This is a genomic window from Variovorax sp. AB1(2024) (assembly GCF_037482385.2).
Lineage (GTDB): Bacteria > Pseudomonadota > Gammaproteobacteria > Burkholderiales > Burkholderiaceae_C > Variovorax.
The window spans coordinates 154,920-173,643 of the sequence record NZ_JBBHKP020000001.1; the positions used below are offsets into that span (position 1 = coordinate 154,920).

The 18,724-nt window shown below is 68.1% G+C and carries 21 protein-coding genes and 1 pseudogene; 2 read left to right on the forward strand and 20 right to left on the reverse strand.

What is annotated here, in order from left to right:
* Positions 1–14: 14 nt before the first annotated feature.
* Positions 15–1,127 (forward strand): ABC transporter substrate-binding protein, encoded by a 1,113-nt coding sequence (locus WIX39_RS00730; RefSeq protein ID WP_409194327.1) that lies wholly within the window; start codon positions 15–17, stop codon positions 1,125–1,127.
* Between the two features lie 18 nt (positions 1,128–1,145).
* On the opposite strand, the gene WIX39_RS00735 is transcribed toward WIX39_RS00730, so the two are convergent.
* From WIX39_RS00735 to WIX39_RS00795, 13 genes are all read right to left on the reverse strand, one after another.
* The gene (locus WIX39_RS00735; RefSeq protein ID WP_172839900.1) at positions 1,146–1,295 is read right to left on the reverse strand and encodes a hypothetical protein; all 150 of its coding nucleotides are present in this window, start codon (positions 1,293–1,295) and stop codon (positions 1,146–1,148) included.
* A 124-nt stretch (positions 1,296–1,419) separates the two neighbouring features.
* The gene (locus WIX39_RS00740; RefSeq protein ID WP_081269665.1) at positions 1,420–3,114 is read right to left on the reverse strand and encodes an MFS transporter; all 1,695 of its coding nucleotides are present in this window, start codon (positions 3,112–3,114) and stop codon (positions 1,420–1,422) included.
* 182 nt (positions 3,115–3,296) lie between these two features.
* Positions 3,297–3,944, reverse strand: coding sequence for a 2-hydroxychromene-2-carboxylate isomerase (locus tag WIX39_RS00745; RefSeq protein ID WP_081269664.1), 648 nt, complete (start codon positions 3,942–3,944; stop codon positions 3,297–3,299).
* Positions 3,941–4,198 carry a DUF1289 domain-containing protein gene (locus WIX39_RS00750; protein ID WP_081269663.1) on the reverse strand — a complete coding sequence of 86 codons (258 nt, stop codon included), beginning with the start codon at positions 4,196–4,198 and terminating at the stop codon, positions 3,941–3,943. Before WIX39_RS00750 ends, WIX39_RS00745 begins: the two co-directional genes overlap by 4 nt.
* A complete protein-coding gene (locus WIX39_RS00755) occupies positions 4,195–4,683 on the reverse strand; it encodes a YbaK/EbsC family protein (RefSeq protein WP_081269662.1) in 489 nt (162 codons plus the stop codon). Before WIX39_RS00755 ends, WIX39_RS00750 begins: the two co-directional genes overlap by 4 nt.
* A gap of 14 nt (positions 4,684–4,697) precedes the next feature.
* Entirely contained in the window at positions 4,698–5,339 is a 642-nt protein-coding gene (gene rhtB, locus WIX39_RS00760) for a homoserine/homoserine lactone efflux protein (RefSeq protein ID WP_409194328.1), read from the reverse strand.
* Positions 5,340–5,342: 3 nt separating this feature from the next.
* Entirely contained in the window at positions 5,343–6,263 is a 921-nt protein-coding gene (locus tag WIX39_RS00765; protein WP_409194329.1) for a hydroxymethylglutaryl-CoA lyase, read from the reverse strand.
* Between the two features lie 137 nt (positions 6,264–6,400).
* Complete coding sequence (locus WIX39_RS00770; RefSeq protein WP_081269659.1) at positions 6,401–7,570, reverse strand: acyl-CoA dehydrogenase family protein; 1,170 nt, start codon at positions 7,568–7,570, stop codon at positions 6,401–6,403.
* Positions 7,567–8,790, reverse strand: coding sequence for a CaiB/BaiF CoA transferase family protein (locus tag WIX39_RS00775; RefSeq protein WP_409194330.1), 1,224 nt, complete (start codon positions 8,788–8,790; stop codon positions 7,567–7,569). The genes WIX39_RS00770 and WIX39_RS00775 overlap by 4 nt, the downstream gene beginning before the upstream one ends.
* Before the next feature lie 52 nt (positions 8,791–8,842).
* A complete protein-coding gene (locus tag WIX39_RS00780; protein ID WP_409194331.1) occupies positions 8,843–9,862 on the reverse strand; it encodes a Bug family tripartite tricarboxylate transporter substrate binding protein in 1,020 nt (339 codons plus the stop codon).
* Between the two features lie 26 nt (positions 9,863–9,888).
* Entirely contained in the window at positions 9,889–10,278 is a 390-nt protein-coding gene (locus tag WIX39_RS00785) for a cupin domain-containing protein (RefSeq protein ID WP_409194332.1), read from the reverse strand.
* Complete coding sequence (locus tag WIX39_RS00790) at positions 10,275–11,024, reverse strand: IclR family transcriptional regulator (RefSeq protein WP_106936720.1); 750 nt, start codon at positions 11,022–11,024, stop codon at positions 10,275–10,277. Before WIX39_RS00790 ends, WIX39_RS00785 begins: the two co-directional genes overlap by 4 nt.
* Before the next feature lie 93 nt (positions 11,025–11,117).
* Positions 11,118–12,038, reverse strand: coding sequence for a 2-hydroxyacid dehydrogenase (locus WIX39_RS00795; protein WP_409194333.1), 921 nt, complete (start codon positions 12,036–12,038; stop codon positions 11,118–11,120).
* Positions 12,039–12,123: 85 nt separating this feature from the next.
* On the opposite strand from WIX39_RS00795, the gene WIX39_RS00800 reads away from it, so the two are divergent.
* On the forward strand, positions 12,124–12,438 hold the full coding sequence (locus WIX39_RS00800; RefSeq protein ID WP_409194334.1) for an EthD family reductase: 315 nt from the start codon (positions 12,124–12,126) through the stop codon (positions 12,436–12,438).
* Between the two features lie 6 nt (positions 12,439–12,444).
* Here the strand turns inward: WIX39_RS00800 and WIX39_RS00805 are convergent.
* From WIX39_RS00805 to WIX39_RS00835, 7 genes and pseudogenes are all read right to left on the reverse strand, one after another.
* Positions 12,445–12,735: pseudogene (locus tag WIX39_RS00805) on the reverse strand (glutathione transferase); the annotation flags it as partial.
* A 53-nt stretch (positions 12,736–12,788) separates the two neighbouring features.
* Positions 12,789–13,754: a DUF4349 domain-containing protein gene (locus tag WIX39_RS00810; RefSeq protein ID WP_409194335.1), complete on the reverse strand. Its 966-nt coding sequence runs from the start codon at positions 13,752–13,754 to the stop codon at positions 12,789–12,791.
* Between the two features lie 59 nt (positions 13,755–13,813).
* Positions 13,814–15,838 (reverse strand): acetyl/propionyl/methylcrotonyl-CoA carboxylase subunit alpha, encoded by a 2,025-nt coding sequence (locus WIX39_RS00815; RefSeq protein WP_409194336.1) that lies wholly within the window; start codon positions 15,836–15,838, stop codon positions 13,814–13,816.
* Positions 15,831–16,505, reverse strand: coding sequence for a DUF4126 domain-containing protein (locus WIX39_RS00820; protein WP_081269650.1), 675 nt, complete (start codon positions 16,503–16,505; stop codon positions 15,831–15,833). The genes WIX39_RS00815 and WIX39_RS00820 overlap by 8 nt, the downstream gene beginning before the upstream one ends.
* Positions 16,506–16,520: 15 nt before the next feature.
* Positions 16,521–17,024, reverse strand: a complete 504-nt coding sequence (locus tag WIX39_RS00825; protein ID WP_409194337.1) for an SMI1/KNR4 family protein — start codon at positions 17,022–17,024, stop codon at positions 16,521–16,523.
* Positions 17,025–17,029: 5 nt separating this feature from the next.
* The gene (locus WIX39_RS00830) at positions 17,030–17,833 is read right to left on the reverse strand and encodes an enoyl-CoA hydratase/isomerase family protein (protein ID WP_409194338.1); all 804 of its coding nucleotides are present in this window, start codon (positions 17,831–17,833) and stop codon (positions 17,030–17,032) included.
* A 16-nt stretch (positions 17,834–17,849) separates the two neighbouring features.
* Entirely contained in the window at positions 17,850–18,716 is an 867-nt protein-coding gene (locus tag WIX39_RS00835; RefSeq protein WP_409194339.1) for an alpha/beta hydrolase family protein, read from the reverse strand.
* Positions 18,717–18,724: the final 8 nt, after the last annotated feature.

An 18,724-nucleotide genomic window follows, 5' to 3' on the forward strand; every position in this document is an offset into this window, starting at 1 on the left:
TCCGAAAGGTTTCCATGACGAAGACGCGCACGCTTTGCGCCGCAGCCCTGCTGGCTTTCAGCGCCGCCGGCGCCTCGGCCCAGCTCCTGATCGGCCAGACCGCAGGCATGACAGGCTCGGTGGCCGCGAGCGTGAACGAGACCATCGGCGGGGCGCAACTGGTGATCGACGCGGTCAACGCGCAGGGCGGCATCCACGGCGAGAAGATCGAGGTGCTGCGCATGGACGACGGCTTCGACGTGAAGCGCGCCGGCGACAACGCCCGCGCGCTGATCGAGGACAGGAAAGTGCTGGCGCTGTTCATGAGCCGGGGCACGCCGCATTCGCAGGCCATCATCCCCTGGCTCGACAAGTACGACGTGGCGCTCATCGGCCCCTCGACCGGCGCGATGGTGCTGCACAAGCCGCTGCAGAAGCATGTGTTCAACGTGCGCGCCACCTACCAGCGCGAGGCGGAAAAGGCGGTGCAGCACCTGCTGACCATCGGCCTCACGCGCATCGCGGTGGTGTACGTGACCGACTCGTTCGGGCAGGACGCGCTGGAAGGCGCGATGGCCGGCTTCGCCAAGGGCGGGGCCAAGCCCACCGCGACCATTCCCGCGGACCGCGACAAGCCCGACTACAAGGCCATCGTGCCGGCCATCAAGGAGGCCAATGCGCAGGCCGTGGTGTGGATCGGCTCGGGCGTGGCCGTGGTGGACGGCATCAAGGCGCTGCGCGCGGCCGGCTCGGCGGCGCAGGTGGTCACGCTGTCGAACAACGCATCGTCGGGCTTCATCAAGCAACTGGGCGATGCAAGCAAGGGCGTGATCGTGACGCAGGTGTTCCCTAACGAACGCTCGCTGGGCCAGCCCATGGTGAAGGAAGCGCTGACGCTGGCGCAGGCCAAGGGCCAGGTGGAGCTGTCGCCCGCCGCGCTGGAAGGCTTCGCGTCGGCCAAGGTGCTGGTGGAGGCGCTGCGCCGCGCCGGCCCCAAGCCCACGCGCGCCAAGGTGACGGCCGCGCTGGAAAGCATCAAGGGCTTCGACCTGGGCGGCGGGCTCGAAGTGAGCTACTCGCCGCAGGACCACAGCGGCATCGACTTCGCCGACCTGTCGATCATCAGCGACGGCCGCTTCAAGCGCTAGCCAGCCAGCTCCGCGAACCTACTTCGGCGCGGCGGCCGGCGCGGGCTCGTGCGTGGTCGTGTCGCCGCCGTGCTTTTCGCCAGACATGTCGACCTTGTCGCCGGCCTTGGAAATCACGAACAGGGCAAGTGCGGCAAAAGCGATGAAGCCGACGACGATCTTCCACATGGGTCTGGTCTCCTGAAAAACTGGGGGGATGAAGGGAAAGGGCTCAAGAAAAAGGCTTCATGCGGGGTGGCATGAAGCCTCTTTGTTGAACGGAGGGCGTTGCGCCCTCCTGCGTGCGGCGGAATCAGTCGTTGGCGTAGATGTCCACGTCCTTGGTCTCGCGGATGAACAGCGTGCCGATCACCAGCGTGATGCCCGCGATGATGATCGGGTACCAGAGGCCGTTGTACATGTTGCCGGTCGAAGCCACGATGGCGAAGGCGGTGGTCGGCAGCAGGCCGCCGAACCAGCCGTTGCCGATGTGGTACGGCAGGCTCATCGAGGTGTAGCGGATGCGCGTGGGGAACATCTCGACCAGCATCGCGGCGATCGGGCCGTAGACCATCGTCACCAGCAGCACCAGCCAGAACAGCAGCAGGACCGTCAGCACCTTGTTCATCTTCGCGGGGTCGGCCTTGGACGGGTAGCCCGCGACCTTCAGGTCTTCGGCCACGCCCTTCTTGAAGGCGGCGATTTCCTTGGCGGAGTTCTCGTCGAACTTGAGGTTCACCACGTTGCCGATGGGCGCCTCGACGGTCTTGTCGCCGATCTTCACCACGGCCTTGGAGCCCGGCGCGCCGGCCACGTTCTCATAGCTCACCGAGTTCTGCACCAGGTAGCGCTTGGCGATGTCGCACGAGCTCTTGAAGTCGATCTCGCGGGCCACCGGGTTGCCCTGGAACGAGCAGGTCGCCGGGTCGGCCGTCACCGTCACGCCGGCGGTGGCCTGTGCGCGGGCCAGGTCGGGGTTGGCGGCTTCGGTCAGCATCTTGAAGACCGGGAAGTAGGTGACCACGGCCAGCAGGCAGCCGGCCATGATGATCGGCTTGCGGCCGATCTTGTCGGACAGCGTACCGAAGATCACGAAGAAGGGCGTGCCCAGCAGCAGTGCCGCGGCGATCATCAGGTTGGCCGTGGTCGCGTCGACCTTCAGCTGTGCCGTCAGGAAGAACAGCGCGTAGAACTGGCCCGAATACCAGACCACCGCCTGGCCGGCCGTCAGGCCCACCAGCGCCAGGATCACGATCTTCAGGTTCTTCCACTGGCCGAAGGACTCGGCCAGCGGCGCCTTCGAGGTCTTGCCCTCGGCCTTCATCTTCTGGAAGGCGGGCGACTCCGACAGCGTCAGGCGGATCCACACCGAGATGCCCAGCAGCAGGATCGACACCAGGAACGGAATGCGCCAGCCCCAGTCGTTGAACACCGCCTCGCCCAGGCCTTCTCGCACGCCCAGGATCACCAGCAGGCTCAGGAACAGGCCGAGCGTGGCCGTCGTCTGGATCCACGAGGTGTAGGCGCCGCGCTTGCCGTGCGGCGAGTGCTCGGCCACGTAGGTGGCGGCACCGCCGTACTCGCCGCCGAGCGCCAGGCCCTGCAGCATGCGCAGCGCAATCAGGATCACCGGCGCCGCGACGCCGATGGTCGCGTAGCTGGGCAGCAGGCCGACGATGAAGGTCGACAGGCCCATGATCAGGATCGTGACAAGGAAGGTGTACTTGCGCCCGATCATGTCGCCCAGGCGGCCGAACACGATGGCGCCGAACGGCCGCACCAGGAAGCCGGCCGCGAACGCCAGCAGCGCGAAGATGAAGGCCGCGCCCGCATCGAGGCCGCTGAAGAACTGCTTGGCGATGATCGCGGCCAGCGAGCCGTAGAGATAGAAGTCGTACCACTCGAACACGGTGCCGAGCGACGAGGCGAAGATGACCTTCTTCTCCTCCGCTGACATGGGCCGGGGGGCCGGATGCGGCACTCCCCGCGAATCTAGTGTGGCTGCCATTTGGTCGTCTCCTGTGTGTATGCGTCCATGCGGTTCCACCGATTCCGGGGACCGTGGGGCATTCTTGGAGGCGCGACTGACCCGAGGCTTTCGCGAAACTGAATCGACGCTTACGGATTAGGGTGAAACCCGCGCCGTGCGTTTCAGCTTGTAAGAAATCGGACCCTTGCTCGGGTTTGTCCTCAGCCCTGCTTGCCGCTGCGCAGCAGGGACGGGCGCTGGTCTGCGGCGGTCCATTGCGGGCCGTCGAACCATGCGTCGCCGCTCAAGTAGGCGCGCAGCATGGCGAGCCCGTCGAAGCCCCAGAACAGGCGCCCGTCGACCACGTAGGCCGGCGTGCCGAACACGCCCAGCTGCAGCGCCTCTTCGGTGTTGCGCTTGAGCAGGGCCTTGCTCTCGTCGCTGTTCGCGTCGCGCAGGGGCTCGAGCTGCGCGGTGAGCGCGGCAAGGCGGGCCGGGTCGCCCGCTTCCTCGCCGCCGCGCCACACATGGCGGAAGACGGTCTCCGCCACGAGCCGGCTGACGGTGCCGTCGTCGCCGGTCGACAGCGCGAGCCGCAGGTGCGCCAGCGGGTTGTAGGGATGCGAGGCGGGCATCTCGATCGGGATGCCGTGCGCGTGGCCCAGCCAGAGCACATGGCGGTAGGTCCAGCTGCGCTTGGACGGAATCTCCGCCGGGCCGAGCTGGCCGTGCTGCTTGAGCAGCGCGCCCAGCAGCACCGGCTTGTAGGCCACGCTGTAGCTCAGCCCTTCGAGCGCCTCCGGCAGGTGCTCGAACGCAAGGTGCGCGTAGGGCGAGATGAAGTCGAGATAGAAGTCGATGTGCTTCATGCGGCGTGGTCTCCTGGGGCGCGCCAGATGCCGGCGAGCGCCCGCAACTCTATCGCGCGCCACACATGGCGCCGCGTCTCGTCTTCCATCTTGCTCCAGCCCGCGATTTCGGGAATGGTGCGCAGGCAGCCTTCGCAGAAGCCGCTCAGGCGGTCCATGCGGCACACCGACGAGCAGGGCGAAGGCACGTCTTCGGCCATGGCCTGCACGGCCACGGCGCGCTCGGCCAGCGTCTGCGCCTCGCCGAAATTCACACCACGTCCGCCACCGGCGCGCCGGTGAGCTTCTCGAGGTCTTGCGGGCGCAGCTGGAACACCGCATGCGGGTGGCCCGCCGCAGCCCAGATTTCCTCGAAGCGGAACAGCTCGCGGTCGATCAGCACCACCGGCTTGGTCAGGTGGCCCACGGGCGACACGCCGCCGATGGTGAAGCCGGTGCGCGCCTTCACGAAGTCGGCGTCGGCGCGGCCGGTCTTGCCGATCAGCGCATCGACCTTCTTCTCGTCCACGCGCTTGTCGCCGGAGGTGATGACCAGCACCGCCGCCTCGTCGCTCTTGCGGCGGAAGATGATGCTCTTGGCGATCTGCCCGACGGAAATGCCGAGCGCGTCGGCCGCCTGCTGCGCGGTGCGGCAGGCGTCATCGAGCATGCGTGGCGAATGGGGATGGCCGGCGTCCTGCAGCACGCGGGAAACGCGCTGGACGCCTTCGGGGAGGGAGTGGAGTTCGGAGCCGCACATGGGATTCGAATCTATCAGGCGCTTCGCTTGAAGAGGAACAGGAAGGCGCCCATGCTCATGAGCACGCCGCCGAAGACGCGGTTCTGCGCGCGCCGGGCACGCACGCTGCGCAGCACGCCCTGCAGCCGCGCGGCCAGCCAGGCGTAGCCGTGCATCACGGTCACGTCGACCATCACCGTCGTGGCCAGCAGCACCAGCAGCTGCAGCCACAGCGGCCGCGTCGGCTGGATGAACTGCGGCAGCACCGCGGCCATGAAGACGATGCCCTTGGGGTTGGTCACGTTGGTGAGAAAGCCGCGCAGCACGCGCTGCGGCGCCGTGAGGTCGGGCTCGCGCGCTGCGTCGCCGCCTTCTGCACTCGCCGCCGGCGCCACGGGCGCGCGCCACTGGCGCCAGCCCAGCCACAGCAGGTAGCAGGCACCGACCACCTTGATCACCGTGAAAGCGGTGGCCGAGGCGGTGAGCACCGCGCCCACGCCGAGGCCGGCCACCAGCAGGATCACCGCCAGCCCCAGCTGCAGGCCGACGATGGTCGCGGTGGTGCGCCGCACGCCGTAGCTGAGGCCGTGGCTCATGCTGAGCACGGCGCCCGAACCGGGCGACACCGCGATGACGCAACTCGCCACCAGGAATGCGAGCCAGACATTCAGGTCCATGCTTCAACCCGCCCGCTTGGTGCGGATGGCCTTGGACGCGCGCGAGTTCGGCTCGCGGCCCAGTGCCTCGCTGATGTACACGCCCGCGTCGATCAGCCGGTCGAGGTCGATGCCGGTCTCGATGCCCATGCCGTGCAACATGTAGACCACGTCTTCCGTCGCCACGTTGCCCGTCGCGCCCTTTGCGTAGGGGCAGCCGCCCAGGCCGGCCGAGGACGACTGGAAGTTCCACACGCCCAGCTCGAGTGCCGCCAGCGTGTTGACCAGCGCCTGCCCGTAGGTGTCGTGGAAGTGCCCTGAAACGGCGTCGACATCGAAGTGCGCCAGCGTGGCTTCCATGGCCGCCTGCACCTTGCGCGGCGTGCCCACGCCGATGGTGTCGGCCACGTCCACGCGCTGCACGCCGATGCCCTTCATCAGCTGCGCGAGATAGCCGACCTTGCCCGGCGCGATCTCGCCCTCATAGGGGCAGCCCACGGTGCACGACATGGCGCCGCGCACGCGGATGCCCTTGTCGAGCGCCGCGGCCACCACGGGCGCGAAGCGCTCGATGCTCTCGGCGATCGAGCAGTTGATGTTCTTCTGGCTGAAGGCTTCGCTGGCGGCGCCGAACACCACGATCTCGTCGGGCCATTCTTCGCGCGGCGCGGCAATGGCGGCCTCGAAGCCCTTCATGTTCGGCGTGAGCACCGAGTAGCGCACACCGGGCTGGCGGCGGATGCCGTGCATCACCTCGGCGTTGTCGGCCATCTGCGGCACCCACTTGGGCGACACGAAGCTGGTGACCTCGATCTCCTTCAGGCCCGCGTCCTGCAGGCGGTGCACGAGGCCGATCTTCACTTCGGCCGAGACCGGCTGCTTTTCGTTCTGCAGGCCGTCGCGCGGGCCGACGTCGATGATCTTGACTTGGGCGGGGAGTTTCATGGGATGTCTCTTGTATCGCGGGAGGATGGAAGACCGCCTGCGATTGTCCGACACCTGCAAATGCCCTGCTCGCCGCACGAGTCGCGGAAGGTAGCAATGCCTGCCTGCGGGGTTGCAAATGGTGCCAGCCGCGCGGCTCAGTACGACTTGGGCAGCCCCAGCGCCTTCTCGGCGATGAAGTTCAGGATCATCTGCGGGCTCACCGGCGCGATGCGCGGTATGTAGCTCTCGCGCAGCAGCCGCTCCACGTGGTATTCCTTGGCATAGCCCATGCCGCCGAGCGTGAGAACCGCGTTCTGGCAGGCGTCGTGCGCAGCCTCGGCCGCGAGGTACTTGGCGGCGTTGGCCTCGACGCCGCAGGGCTCTCCCGCGTCGTACAGCGTGGCGGCCTTGAGCATCATCAGGTCGGCCGCCTCCAGGTTGGCCCAGGCACGCGCCAGCGGATGCGCCACGCCCTGGTTCTGGCCGATGGGCCGGCCGAACACGACCCGCTCCTGCGCGTACTGCGAGGCGATGCGCAACGCCGCGCGGCCGATGCCGATGGCTTCCGCCGCGATGAGGATGCGCTCGGGGTTGAGGCCGTGCAGGATGTATTCGAAGCCCCTGCCCTCCTCGCCGATGCGGTCTTCTTCAGGCACCGCGAGCCCGTCGATGAAGAGCATGTTGGAGTCCACCGCCGCGCGGCCGAGCTTGTGGATCTCGCGCACCTCGACCTTGCTGCGGTCCAGCGGCGTGTAGAAGAGCGTGAGGCCCTGCGTGGGTTTCTTCACCTGGTCGAGCGGCGTGGTGCGCGTGAGGATCAGCATGCGGTCGGCCACCTGCGCGGTCGAGATCCAGATCTTGCGGCCGTGCAGCAGGTAGCCGCCATCGGGCTGGCGCACCGCCTGCGTCTTGAGGCTGGTGGTGTCGAGCCCCGCGTCGGGCTCGGTCACGGCGAAGCAGGCCTTCTCGGTGCCGGCGATGAGCGGCGGCAGGAAGCGCTGGCGCTGTTCCTCTGTGCCGAACACCACCACCGGGTTGAGCCCGAAGATGTTCATGTGCACCGACGACGCGCCCGACATGCCCGCGCCCGACGCACTGATGGCGCGCATCATCAGCGCCGCCTCGGTGATGCCGAGGCCCGCGCCGCCCTGTGCCTCGGGCATGGCGATGCCGAGCCAGCCGCTCTCGGCCACGGCGCGGTGGAACTCGTGCGGGAACACGGCGCGGTCGTCATGGTCGCGCCAGTAGTCGGCCGGGAAGTCTTCGCACAGGCGCTCGATGGCCGCGACCAGCGAGCGCTGGTCATCGTTCAGGGAAAAATTCATTCGCTGTCTTTCGTTGGTTCCGGTTGCAGCGTGACGCCGCGCGCCAGCATGCGTTCGATGCTCTCGTCGTCGTAGCCCGCCTCGCGCAGCAGCTCCACGCTCTGCTCGCCGATGCGCGGCGCAAGGCGGCGTATGCCAGTGGGCGTGGCGCTGTAGCGGCCGACCGGCGCGAGGGTGCGGATGCGCCCCTCGCTCGGATGGTCGAACTCGGGATAGAAGCCCACGGCACGCAGGTGCGGGTCGTCGAGCAGGCTGTCGGTGCTGTGCAGGCGCGCGACCGGAATGTCGGCCGCCGCCAGCGCGGCGAACCATTCGTCGCTGGTGCGCGTGGCCATCACTTCGGCAACGAAGGCGTACACGGCGCCGATGTTCGCGGCGCGCGCGGTGTGCGTGCCGAACATGGGCGAGTCGCGCAGCTCGGGCCGGCCGATCACGTCGAAGAAGGCCTGCCAGTGCTTGTCGTTGTAGATCAGCACGCTGAGATGCCCATCCGAGGTCGCATAGGGCTTGCGGTGCGGCGCGAGCAGGCGCGCGTAGCCGGTGGGGCCGAGCGGCGGCTCGAAGCTGTGGCCGCCAAGGTGATCACCCATGACGAACTGCGAGAGCGCCTCGAACATCGGCACCTCCACCGCCTGGCCCTTGCCGGTGCGCTGCGCATGCAGCACGGCGGCCAGCAATGCGATGGCCGCCTGCAGGCCCACGGCGCGGTCGGCCAGCGTGACGGGCGCGTAGCGCGGCTCGCCGCCGCTTTGCTGCGCGAACAGCGAGGCGATGCCGGCCGCGCCTTGAATCAGGTCGTCGTACGCGGGCTTGCCCGCGTAGGGACCCTGCTCGCCGTAGCCGAAGGCGCCGAGGTAGACGATCTTGGGGTTGGCCGCCGCCACGGCTTCGTAGCCGAGCCCCAGTCGCGCCATCGCCTGCGGTCGCGTGTTGTAGATCAGCGCATCGCAGCCCGCCGCCAGCTTCAAGCAGGCCTCGCGGCCCTCGGGCTGCTTGAGGTCGAGCACGATGGAGCGCTTGTTGCGGTTGAGGTGCATCGCCATCGCGCCCATGCCCGCATGGCGCATCGGACCCACGGCGCGCAGGTTGTCGCCGCCGGGCGGCTCGACCTTGACGATGTCGGCGCCGAGGTCGCCGAGCGTCTGGGTGGCATAAGGGCCCATCACCACGGCCGTGAGGTCGAGGATGCGGATGCCTTGGAGAGGTCCGGATGTACTCATGTCTTTGTGTTGGCTCCTTACCCCTCTGGGGCGAGGGAGAAGTTCAGCTCGCTCATTCGGGTTGAATGCCGGCCGCCTGGATCAGCTTCTTCCACTTCGCCAGCTCCGACACTGTGAACGCCCCCAGCTCCTCCGGCGTGCTGCCGAAGGCATCGAAGCCCAGCTTCGCCACGCGCTCGCGGAAGACCGTTCCGTTCGCCATGTCCGACAGCACCTTGTTGAGCTTCAGCACGATGTCGCGCGGCGTGCCGGCCGGTGCGAACACGCCGTTCCACGAGGTGATGTCGAAGCCTTTCAGCTCCGGCGTGTCGGCCAACGGCGGTAGTTCGGGAAAGAGCTTGGTGCGCTCCTGCGTGGTGACGGCAATCGCACGCATCTTGCCGGCCTTCACCGTTGCCAGCCCCGCGGCGAGGTCGACCACCATCATCGACACCTGCCCGCCGATCAGGTCGGCAATCGCGGGCGGCGTGCTCTTGTAGGGCACGTGCAGCATCGGCACGCCGCTCATGCGCGACAGCGTGGCGCCGCTCACGATGCCGGTGCTGTTGCCGCTCGCGTAAGTCAGCTTGCCGGGATGTGCGCGGCCCCAGGCCAGCAGTTCGGCCACGCTCTTCACCGGCAGGTCGTTGTTCACCACCAGCATGAACGGCAGGTTGCCCATGCGGCTGACGGGCGCGAAGTCTTTCACCGGGTCGTAGGGCAGCGACTTCATCAGGCTCGGGTTGGCCGAGTGCGTGGTGTTGGTGGTCATGAACAGCGTGTAGCCATCGGGCGCCGCCTTGGCGACGTACTCGGCCGCAATGACGCCGTTTGCGCCTGCCCTGTTGTCGACGATGACCGAGCCCTTGATCGCATCGCCGAGCATCTGCCCGGCGATGCGGGCCACAGCGTCGGTGCCGCTGCCGGCCGCGAAGGGCACGACGATGCGTATCGGCTGCTTCGGGTAGCCGCCGTCCTGCGCGAAGGCCCAGGGCGCCGCACTGGCCAGGCCCGTGGCGGCACCGATGGAAATGAAACGGCGGCGGCTTGCCACCACGACCGATTTCTCGGTCGCGTTCTTCGTTGTCTGCATTTGCTTGTCTCCGGGTTGTTGTCGCTTCAGGGCCGGATCACGCGCTCCGGCGATTCCTCGTACGGCGGGCTGTAGATCACCAGCACGCGCACCGGCTCGTCGCTCACCACCGTGAAGGTATGCATCGCGTCGGCCGGGAAAAAGCAGCTGTCTCCAGGCTGCAGCTCCTGCCGCTGTCCGCCCACCTCGGCGACCGCGCGGCCTTCGAGCATGTAGCAGACCTGCTCGATGCCAGGGTGCGCATGCGGCAGCGCGCCCTTGCCCTTCTGTATGTGGCCGACCAGCACCTCGAGCTGCTTCGCGCCCACCGTCTCGGGGCCGATCAGCCGCTTGTTCAGCGTGCCGGTGTGGTTGGCGGGGTGGTAGCCGGCGATGTCGGCTTCCCGGACGAAGTAGCGGGCTGTGGAGGTGGTCATCGGGGGTTCTCGGTCTTGGGTTCGATGGCGAGGCAGGCGGAGCGCAGCATCGCGGCGATGTCTTCGATGCGCGGCTCCATGCGGTAGCGCGGGCCCGCGACCGAGATGGCGTAGGCCTCGCCGCCGATGCGCAGCGGCCAGGCCAGGCCGATCAGGTCCGGAATGCTTTCGCCGAGGTTGCCGTACCAGCCGCGCGCGGCGCCGCGCTGCAGCTCGGCTTCGATGGCTTCGGCGGTGGTGAGCGTGGCTTCGGTCAGCGGCGCGAGCGCCATGCCGTCCAGCAGCTTGCGGCGCGCCTCGGGTTCGAGCGTGGACAGCAGCGCGCGGCCCAGCGAGTTGGCATAGGCCGGGCGCGTTTCGCCCGACTCGGCGGAATAGCGGATGGCTTGCGGTGCGCTCAGCACCTCCAGGTACACCACCTGGCCCGCGTCGCGGAATTTGCCGAAGACCACCGTCTCGCGCGCCGCGTCGCGCAGTTCTTCCAGCGTGGCCTTCACCCGGTCGAGCACCGGGTCGTGGGCGGCGATGACCTGCGCCATCGCCAGCAGCCGGCCGGTCGGGTAGTAGCCCTGGCGGCGGCCGGTTTCATACATGTAGCCCTGCTCTTCGAGGGTACGGATCAGCCCCAGGCAGCTGGACACCGGCATGTCGAGCAGCCGCGCCATTTCCGAAAGCGCCAGCGGCTGCTTCTCCCGGGCGAACAGCTCGACGATCTCGATCACCCGAAACGCAGTTTTCACAGTCATGAAAAGATTTTCATGCTTGTGAAAAACTCGCGCTTCAGGGTTTCCCCTGCCCGCGCCGAATCACGGCAGCGCCGGAAGCGGTGGCGCCTGCCTTCAGTAGCCGCGCGCCGGATCGACCACGCCGGCGATCGGCAGGCCCTGCTCCATCGCGCGGATCTTCCCGGCGATCTGGGCGATGGACTCCTCGCGCAGCGTGCGCGCCGAGCCGTGCGGCGTCACGGTGATCTTCGGATGGCGCCAGAAAGCATGGTCCGAGGGCAGCGGCTCGACCTGGAACACGTCGAGCGTGGCGCCCGCGAGTTCGCCTGCATCGAGCATCGGGATCAGGTCGTCTTCCACCAGGTGGCCGCCGCGCGCGATGCTGATGAGGTAGCCCCCGGGCTTGAGCCTGCCGAGCGTCTTGCGGTTCAGGATGCCGCGCGTGGCCTCGGTCAATGGCAGCAGGTTGACCAGCACGCGCGTGGACGACAGGAACTCGTCGAACTGCGCCTCGCCGCTGAACACCTGCACGCCGTCGATGTCCTTCGGCGAGCGGCTCCAGCCCAGCACCGGGAATTCGAACTGCGCCACGGCCCTGGCCACGCGCTCGCCCAGCACGCCCAGGCCCATGATGCCGACCGGGAAGTCGCGCCGCAGCTTCGGCTTGCGATAGCTCCACTTGCCTTCGCGCGCATCGGCCTCGTAGGCATCGAACTCGCGGAAGTGGCGAATGAGCGTGTGGCACACGTACTCGGCCATCTGCACCGACATGCCCGCGTCGTCGAGCCGCACGATGCGCGTGTGCGCCGGCACCTTGAGCTTGAGCAGCGCATCGACGCCCGCGCCGATGTTGAAGATGCCGCGCAGCTTCGGCTGCTCGTCGATGAGCTCCTGCGGCGGCGCCCACACCACGGCATGGTCGGCCTGCGGCGCGCCGGGCTTCCAGGGCTCGATGACGGCATCGGGGAGTTCGGCCTTGAGGCCTTCGATCCAGGGGTCTGGGCGGTTGTCGGTGAGGTAGACGGTGATTCGCATGGGGCCGAATCTTAGTGAAGCCGCTGACGCGGCGCGCACGGATGGCTATGCTCGAACGCCTAACTTCATCAGGAGACAGACACCCATGATCAAAGTCAGCGTGATGTACCCCCACACCCCCGGCGCGCGGTTCGACCACGACTACTACCGCGACAAGCACATGCCGCTGCTCAAGGCCCGCATGGGCGACGCCTGCCTCTCGTACACCATCGACAAGGGCCTGGCCGGCGGCGCGCCTGGCTCCCCGCCCACCTACGTCGGCATGTGCCACGTGTTCAGCGAATCCGTCGAAGCCTTCCAGAAGGCCTTCGGCCCGCACATGAAGGAGATCATGGGCGACGTGAAGAACTACACCGACATCGCGCCGGTGATGCAGATCAGCGAAGTGGTGGTGGGCTGACGCGGGTCAGCGCGCCAGATTCACCCACCGCTGGACCGAAGGCCGCTGCCACTGCCGCGCCGCATACGCGGCCAACCGCTGCGGCACTTCGTCCCCGTTCATCACCAGCCGGTTCAGCATCAGCGCCAGGTCCACATCGGCGATCGACCATTGCCCGAACAGGTTCTGCGCATCGGCGGGCAGCGGCGCCTCCACCGCGTCGAACAGCGACTTCGCGCAGGCCTGCGCCGCTGCGGACAGCGGCGCGCTCGACGGCCTGAAGAACACGACCTCCGTCGAACGCTCCTGCCGGATCGGGTCCCGCATCGGGAATGGCTTCTGGGGTTTGACGGCAGGCCCGACCGCGGGCCTCATGCCATCTTGGAACGGCGGCGGCGCCACAGCACCCGCACCAGCCACCCCAGCGGCAGCACCACCAGCACCAGCCACGGCAGCACCGCCGCGATGAAGGTGATGAGCGCGCCCACGCTCTCCGCCAGCACCGAGCCCGCGTTGCGCAGCGCCTGCCGCATCGGGCTGTAGCCGTCGCCGTTGCTCACCAGCGCGCGCTTGGGCGTGAACTGGATCTGGATGTGCTGCTTGCTGGTTTCCTGCGCCAGCACCTTGCGCTGCGTGGCGATGGCGTCGAGCTCGGCCTGGGTGTCCGACAGCGTGCGCTGGATCGACAGCAGGTCGGCCATGGTGCGCTTGGTGACGGTGTCGCGCAGCATGACGCGCAGGCTGTCGCGGAACTCGGTGCGGTTCTTGATGCGGGCCTCGACGTCGATCACTTCGGCGGTCTTGTCTTCGCTGGTGGTGGTGTGCGAAACCACGTTCGCCACGCCGGCCAGGCCGCCGAGCAGCTTCTCGACATCGGCGGGCTCCACGCGCATCTCGAGCATGGCGTTGCCGGGCTGCTGCGGCGTCTCGCGCAGCAGCGAGGACGACAGCAGCTCGCACTTGAGCGTGCCGCACAGGTCGCGCACCTTGCCCCATGCGTCGGCCAGTTGCTCCGCCGGCACCTCGACGTTCAAGTCCTGCCGCACGGCGAGGAAGCGCTGCAGCGGCGACTCCTGCGCCGACGGTGCCTCGGCCGCCGGCGGCTCCGCGGCCGTGTCGGCCATGCGCGAGCGCGACTCCTTCATCGCGACGCCACCGCCGTAGCCGGCGGCGGCCTGCATGGGTGCGGGCGGAGGTGCCGGCCGGGCGAGCGATTCGTCATGCCCGTTGTTGCGGCCGCAGCCGGCCAGCGACAGGGCGGCGGCCAGGGCCAGCAGGGCGAGCCCTGAGCGATGGCGGGCGAAGAAGAAAGAAGCGAAGGGCCTGCGAGCGGTCATGAAAATCCCTTTGAAAGAATGACTACCGCAGCTGATACGGGCCAGCGCCCGGAACGGGGTTAAACCGTTGCGGCGGCCATTCGCAACAATTCGTCGCCTTCGGCCACCTGCTCGCCGGGGGCGAACATCAGTTCCTCCACGGTGCCGTCGGCCGGTGCCGCGATGGTGTGCTCCATTTTCATGGCTTCCATCACCGCGAGCGGCTGGCCGCGGCTGACCTTGTCGCCGGCCTTGACGGCGAACGACACCACCTTGCCCGGCATGGGCGCGGTGAGCCGGCCGCCTTCGGCCTGGGCGTCGCCAGCGTGGGCGAGGCGGTCGATGGTGGTGATCTTCGTCGCGCCCTTCGATGCGAAGACGTGGGCGGTGGCGCCGTCGAGATGCACGTCGAGCGTCTGGCGCATGCCGGCGAACTCGACCTCGAATTCGCCCGACGGGAACTGGCCGATCACCAGCGGACCCTCGGTGCCGCCGGCTTCCAGCCACAGGCCGCCGTCGCGCTTGTAGGTGAGCACGGCGGCCCGCTCCGCACCGCGGAACTCGAAGTCGAAATGACGCCGGTATTCGCCCAGCGAGCGCCAGCCGTCGCGGCGGGCGAAGGGGTCGGGCATCTTGCCGGGCCATTCGGTGACCAGCGTTCGCGTGATGGCGGCGGCCGCGGCCAGCGGCAGGCCCAGCGTCTCGCGGTCGAACAGCACCGCGCGCTCGCGCTCGATCAGCGCGGTGTCGAGGTTGGCCCTGGAGAACGATTCGGTCGCCAGGATGCCGCGCAGGAACTGCACGTTGGTCTGCACGCCCACGATCTGCACCTGCGCCAGCGCGGCGTCGAGCCGCGCCAGTGCTTCGTCGCGCGTGGCGCCGTGCACGATGAGCTTGGCGATCATCGAGTCGTAGAACGGCGAGATCTCGCCGCCCTCGCGCACGCCGTCGTCGATGCGCACCCCGGCGCTCGCGCCGGTCAGTGCCATGCGTTGGAAGGCCGTCGCCTGAGGCTTGCGGTACACGCGCAGGGTGCCGGTGGCGGGCAGGAAGTTGTTGTCCGGGTTCTCGGCGCAGATGCGCGCCTCGATGGCGTGGCCGTGGATCTTCAGGTCGGCCTGCTTGGCGGGCAATGCCTCGCCCGAGGCCACGCGCAGTTGCCATTCGACGAGGTCGAGGCCCGTGATGGCTTCGGTCACCGGGTGCTCGACCTGCAGGCGCGTGTTCATCTCCATGAAGAAGAAGTTCATCTCTCCGCCTTCACGCTGCTCGACGATGAACTCAACGGTTCCGGCGCCCACGTAATTCACGGCGCGCGCGGCCGCCACGGCGGCATCGCCCATCTGCTTGCGCATGGCCTCGGTCATGCCGGGCGCGGGCGCTTCTTCCAGCACCTTCTGGTGGCGGCGCTGCACCGAGCAGTCGCGCTCGAACAGGTAGACGTAGTTTCCGTGCGTGTCGCCGAACACCTGGATCTCGATGTGGCGCGGGCGCTGCACGTATTTCTCGATCAGCACCGCGTCGTCGCCGAAGCTGTTGATGGCTTCGCGCTGGCACGATGCGAGCGCGGCAGCGAAGTCCTCCGCCTTGTCGACCGCGCGCATGCCCTTGCCGCCGCCGCCCGCGCTCGCCTTGATGAGCACCGGGTAGCCGATGCGGTCGGCCTCGCGCTGCAGCAGTTGCGGGTCCTGGTCGTGGCCGTGGTAGCCGGGCACCAGCGGCACGCCGGCTTTCTCCATCAGTTGCTTCGATTCGGCCTTCAGTCCCATGGCCTTGATGGCCGAGGGCGGCGGGCCGATGAAGACCAGGCCGGCGTCGGCGCAGGCTTGCGCGAACTCTTCGTTCTCGCTCAGGAAGCCGTAGCCCGGGTGCACCGCCTCGGCGCCTGTGGCCTTGGCGGCTTCGAGGATCTTCTCCCAGCGCAGGTAGCTGTCTTTAGGGGCGCTGCCGCCGAGGTGCACCGACTCGTCGCAGGCACGCACGTGGTTGGCATGCGCGTCGGCATCGGAATACACGGCGACCGTGCGAATGGCCATGCGGCGCGCAGTTGCCGCGACGCGGCAGGCGATCTCGCCACGGTTCGCAATGAGGATCTTCTTAAACATTCGGAGTGTCTCCCGGAGGATTCTTTTTCAGTTGAAACGCGGGCACCACGCCCGGATCGGGTCGGCCGCTGAAGATACGGGCCACGCGGGCGAACAGCGCCTTGAGGAAACGCCAGCTCTTGCGGATGAGCCACACGCTCAGCACAAGCACCAGCACGAACAGCACGAGAAAGACGAAAGGGTGCGCCACCGCCAGCCACAGCCCGGCAGGCACCATGGAGTCCTCGACCAGCGAGGCGCCCACGTTCGAGAACGGCTCGGGCGAGGTGTTGATGGCCGCGCGCGTCGTGGCCTTGGCCGCGTGCGCCGTGGCCGCGAAGCCGCCGCCCAGCAGCGCCGCGACGATGGCCATCACGCCGTGGTCGGTGCCGAACACGCTGGCGGCGAGCGCGGCACCGGCCGGGATGCGGATGGCGGTGTGCACCACGTCCCACAGCGAATCGAGGCCGGGAATCTTGTCGGCGAAGAATTCGATGAACACCATGAAGCCGCTGGCCGCAATGACCACCGGGTGCGCCAGCAACTGCAGCCCGCTCGGCAACGGAACCCAGCCGAAGTAGCCGACGATGCCCGTCAGCAGCACGACCAGGTAGAGCCGCACGCCGCTGGCCCAGCCGATGGCGGCTGCCAGTGCGATGAGCTGGGGCATGTCGAGGCTGGTGTTCATGGCGGCGGCTCTCTGTCAGTCGAATTCGATGGTGCCGGCTTCCATGGAAGCCACGAGGTCCGCGAGCCATGCCTCGACCGACGCATGTTCGACAGGCCGGTCTTCGTCGGCTTTCCAGAAGGCGACGAGCTGCCCCGGCTGCCCGCCGCCCTCGGCATCGATGTCGACGCACAGGTAGCTGCCGCCGCCGTTCGACAGGAACGGCACCCAGCCGCGCCGCCAGGTGGCGGGGTCTTCGAAGTCGGTGCCGATCATGTCGTCGAGCATCTCCTTGGTGTCGGCGATGTCTTCGAGCGCGCTGAACATGCGGTTGCCCTGCAGGCTGTCGAAGCTGCTGTCCGGCTGGCCGTTGCGCCAGCGGTAGAGCGCACGAAAAGCCTCCGGCAGCTTCAGCGAGAACTTCGCTTCGAATGCGTCGAGGCCGGCATCGCTCACGCCGGGCTGAAGCACCGCATGGTAGTCCGCGCGATGCGCGGCCAGCCACGCGTCCATGCGTTCGACGAGTGCGTGGTGCGCCATGGTGCTCAGGCCTTGCCCGTTTCCAGCCAAGAGGGCTTGCGCTTCTGCAGGAAGGCCTGCACGCCCTCGCGGCCTTCGTCGCTCGCGCGGATGTCAGCGATGCCCTCGACGGTCTTCGCGATCAGCGCATCGTCGATCTCTCGGCCGTCCACATCGGCGATCAGCTGCTTGCAGGCGCGCACGGCCGCAGGGCTGGCGCCGGTCAGCGCCTTCAGCAGTTCGTCGACCTTGGCATCGAGCGCGTCGGCGGCCACCACTTCATGCACGAAGCCGATGCGGTGCGCCTCGGCGGCGGTGAAGCGCTCGGCCGTGAGGAAGTAGCGCTGAGAAGCGCGGGTGCCCATCGCGCGCAGCACATACGGGCTGATGGTCGCGGGCACCAGGCCGATCTTCACCTCGCTCAGGCAGTACCAGGCGGTGTCCACGCTCACGGCCATGTCGCATGCGGCGACCAGCCCCATGCCGCCCGCGTACACGTCGCCCTGCACGCGCGCAATGGTGGGCTTGGGGCACTCGGCAATCGTGCGCAGCATGGCTGCCAGCTTGCCCGCGTCGGCGATGTTCTCGTCGCGCGTGTAGTCGGCCATGCGGCGCATCCAGTTGAGATTCGCGCCCGCGCAGAAGGCCGGGCCGTTGGCGCCGAGCACGATGGCCTTGACCTGCGGCAATGCGCCGGCCTCGGTGAAGGCCTGCGTCAGCTCGGCGATGACGACGTCGTCGAAGGCGTTGCGCGCGTCGGGCTGGTCGAGCCAGATGCGGGCGATGGCGCCGTCGATGCGCAGTTGCAGTTTGCTGTAGTGGTCGCTCATGTCTCTTGTCGTTTGTTCATTGAAGGCGCTGTGGCAGCCCCAGCTTCGCAAGGAACTGATCCACCATCGGCACCCAGATGGCCGCGTTATCCCGCCCTTCGAAGAAGGCGTGGCCGTCGTCGCCGTAGGGCGGCACGGCCTCGAAGCGCACGTCCACGCCCCTGGCCTTGTAGGCGTCCAGCAGCCGGCTCGCCAATGCGGGGCCGAAGAAATGGTCGTTCTGCGAATAGACCCACAGCATCGGCACCTTCGTGGTCGAGGCATAGCGGCCGAAGGCGTCCACCAGGCTGGCCTCGTTGCACACGTCGTCCGGTCCGCGCGAGCCGCGTCCGCCCGCGAAATTGATGGTGCCGATCACGCCAGCCGGGTTCAGGCTCGACAGCGCCAGCACGCCGAAGCCGCCGGCCGACTTGCCCAGCAGCACGATGCGCTGCGCGTCGGCATACGGCAGCGCGCGGGCGTAGTCGAGCGCGGCGCCGATGTCCTTGGCGCTCTCCAGGCCGGCCCGCACGTAGTCGGGGTTGCTGCAGCTGAAGTAGTTCTCGGCCCACGGCCCGTCGGACTTGCCGTAGCCGCGGCGCATCGGGTTGATGACCAGGAAGCCGTGGCGCGCGAACATCTGGGCCTGCCGTGCATAGCGGTCCTGCATCTTCGGGAAGTCGGAGGGCGAACGCGGCGTGCCGTGGTTGATCACCAGCACCGGAAACGGCCCGTCGCCCTCGGGCTTGTATTCGGTGGCCGCGAGCTTGACGTGCGACTCGCCGAAGAAGCCCTTGACGGTCATCGGAATCTCGACGTCGCGGCGCGCCACGTCCTGGGCCTGCGCGCCGAGCGCGCAGCACAACAGTGCGGTGGCAATGAACGCGAGCTTGCGCAACGTCATGAAGGATT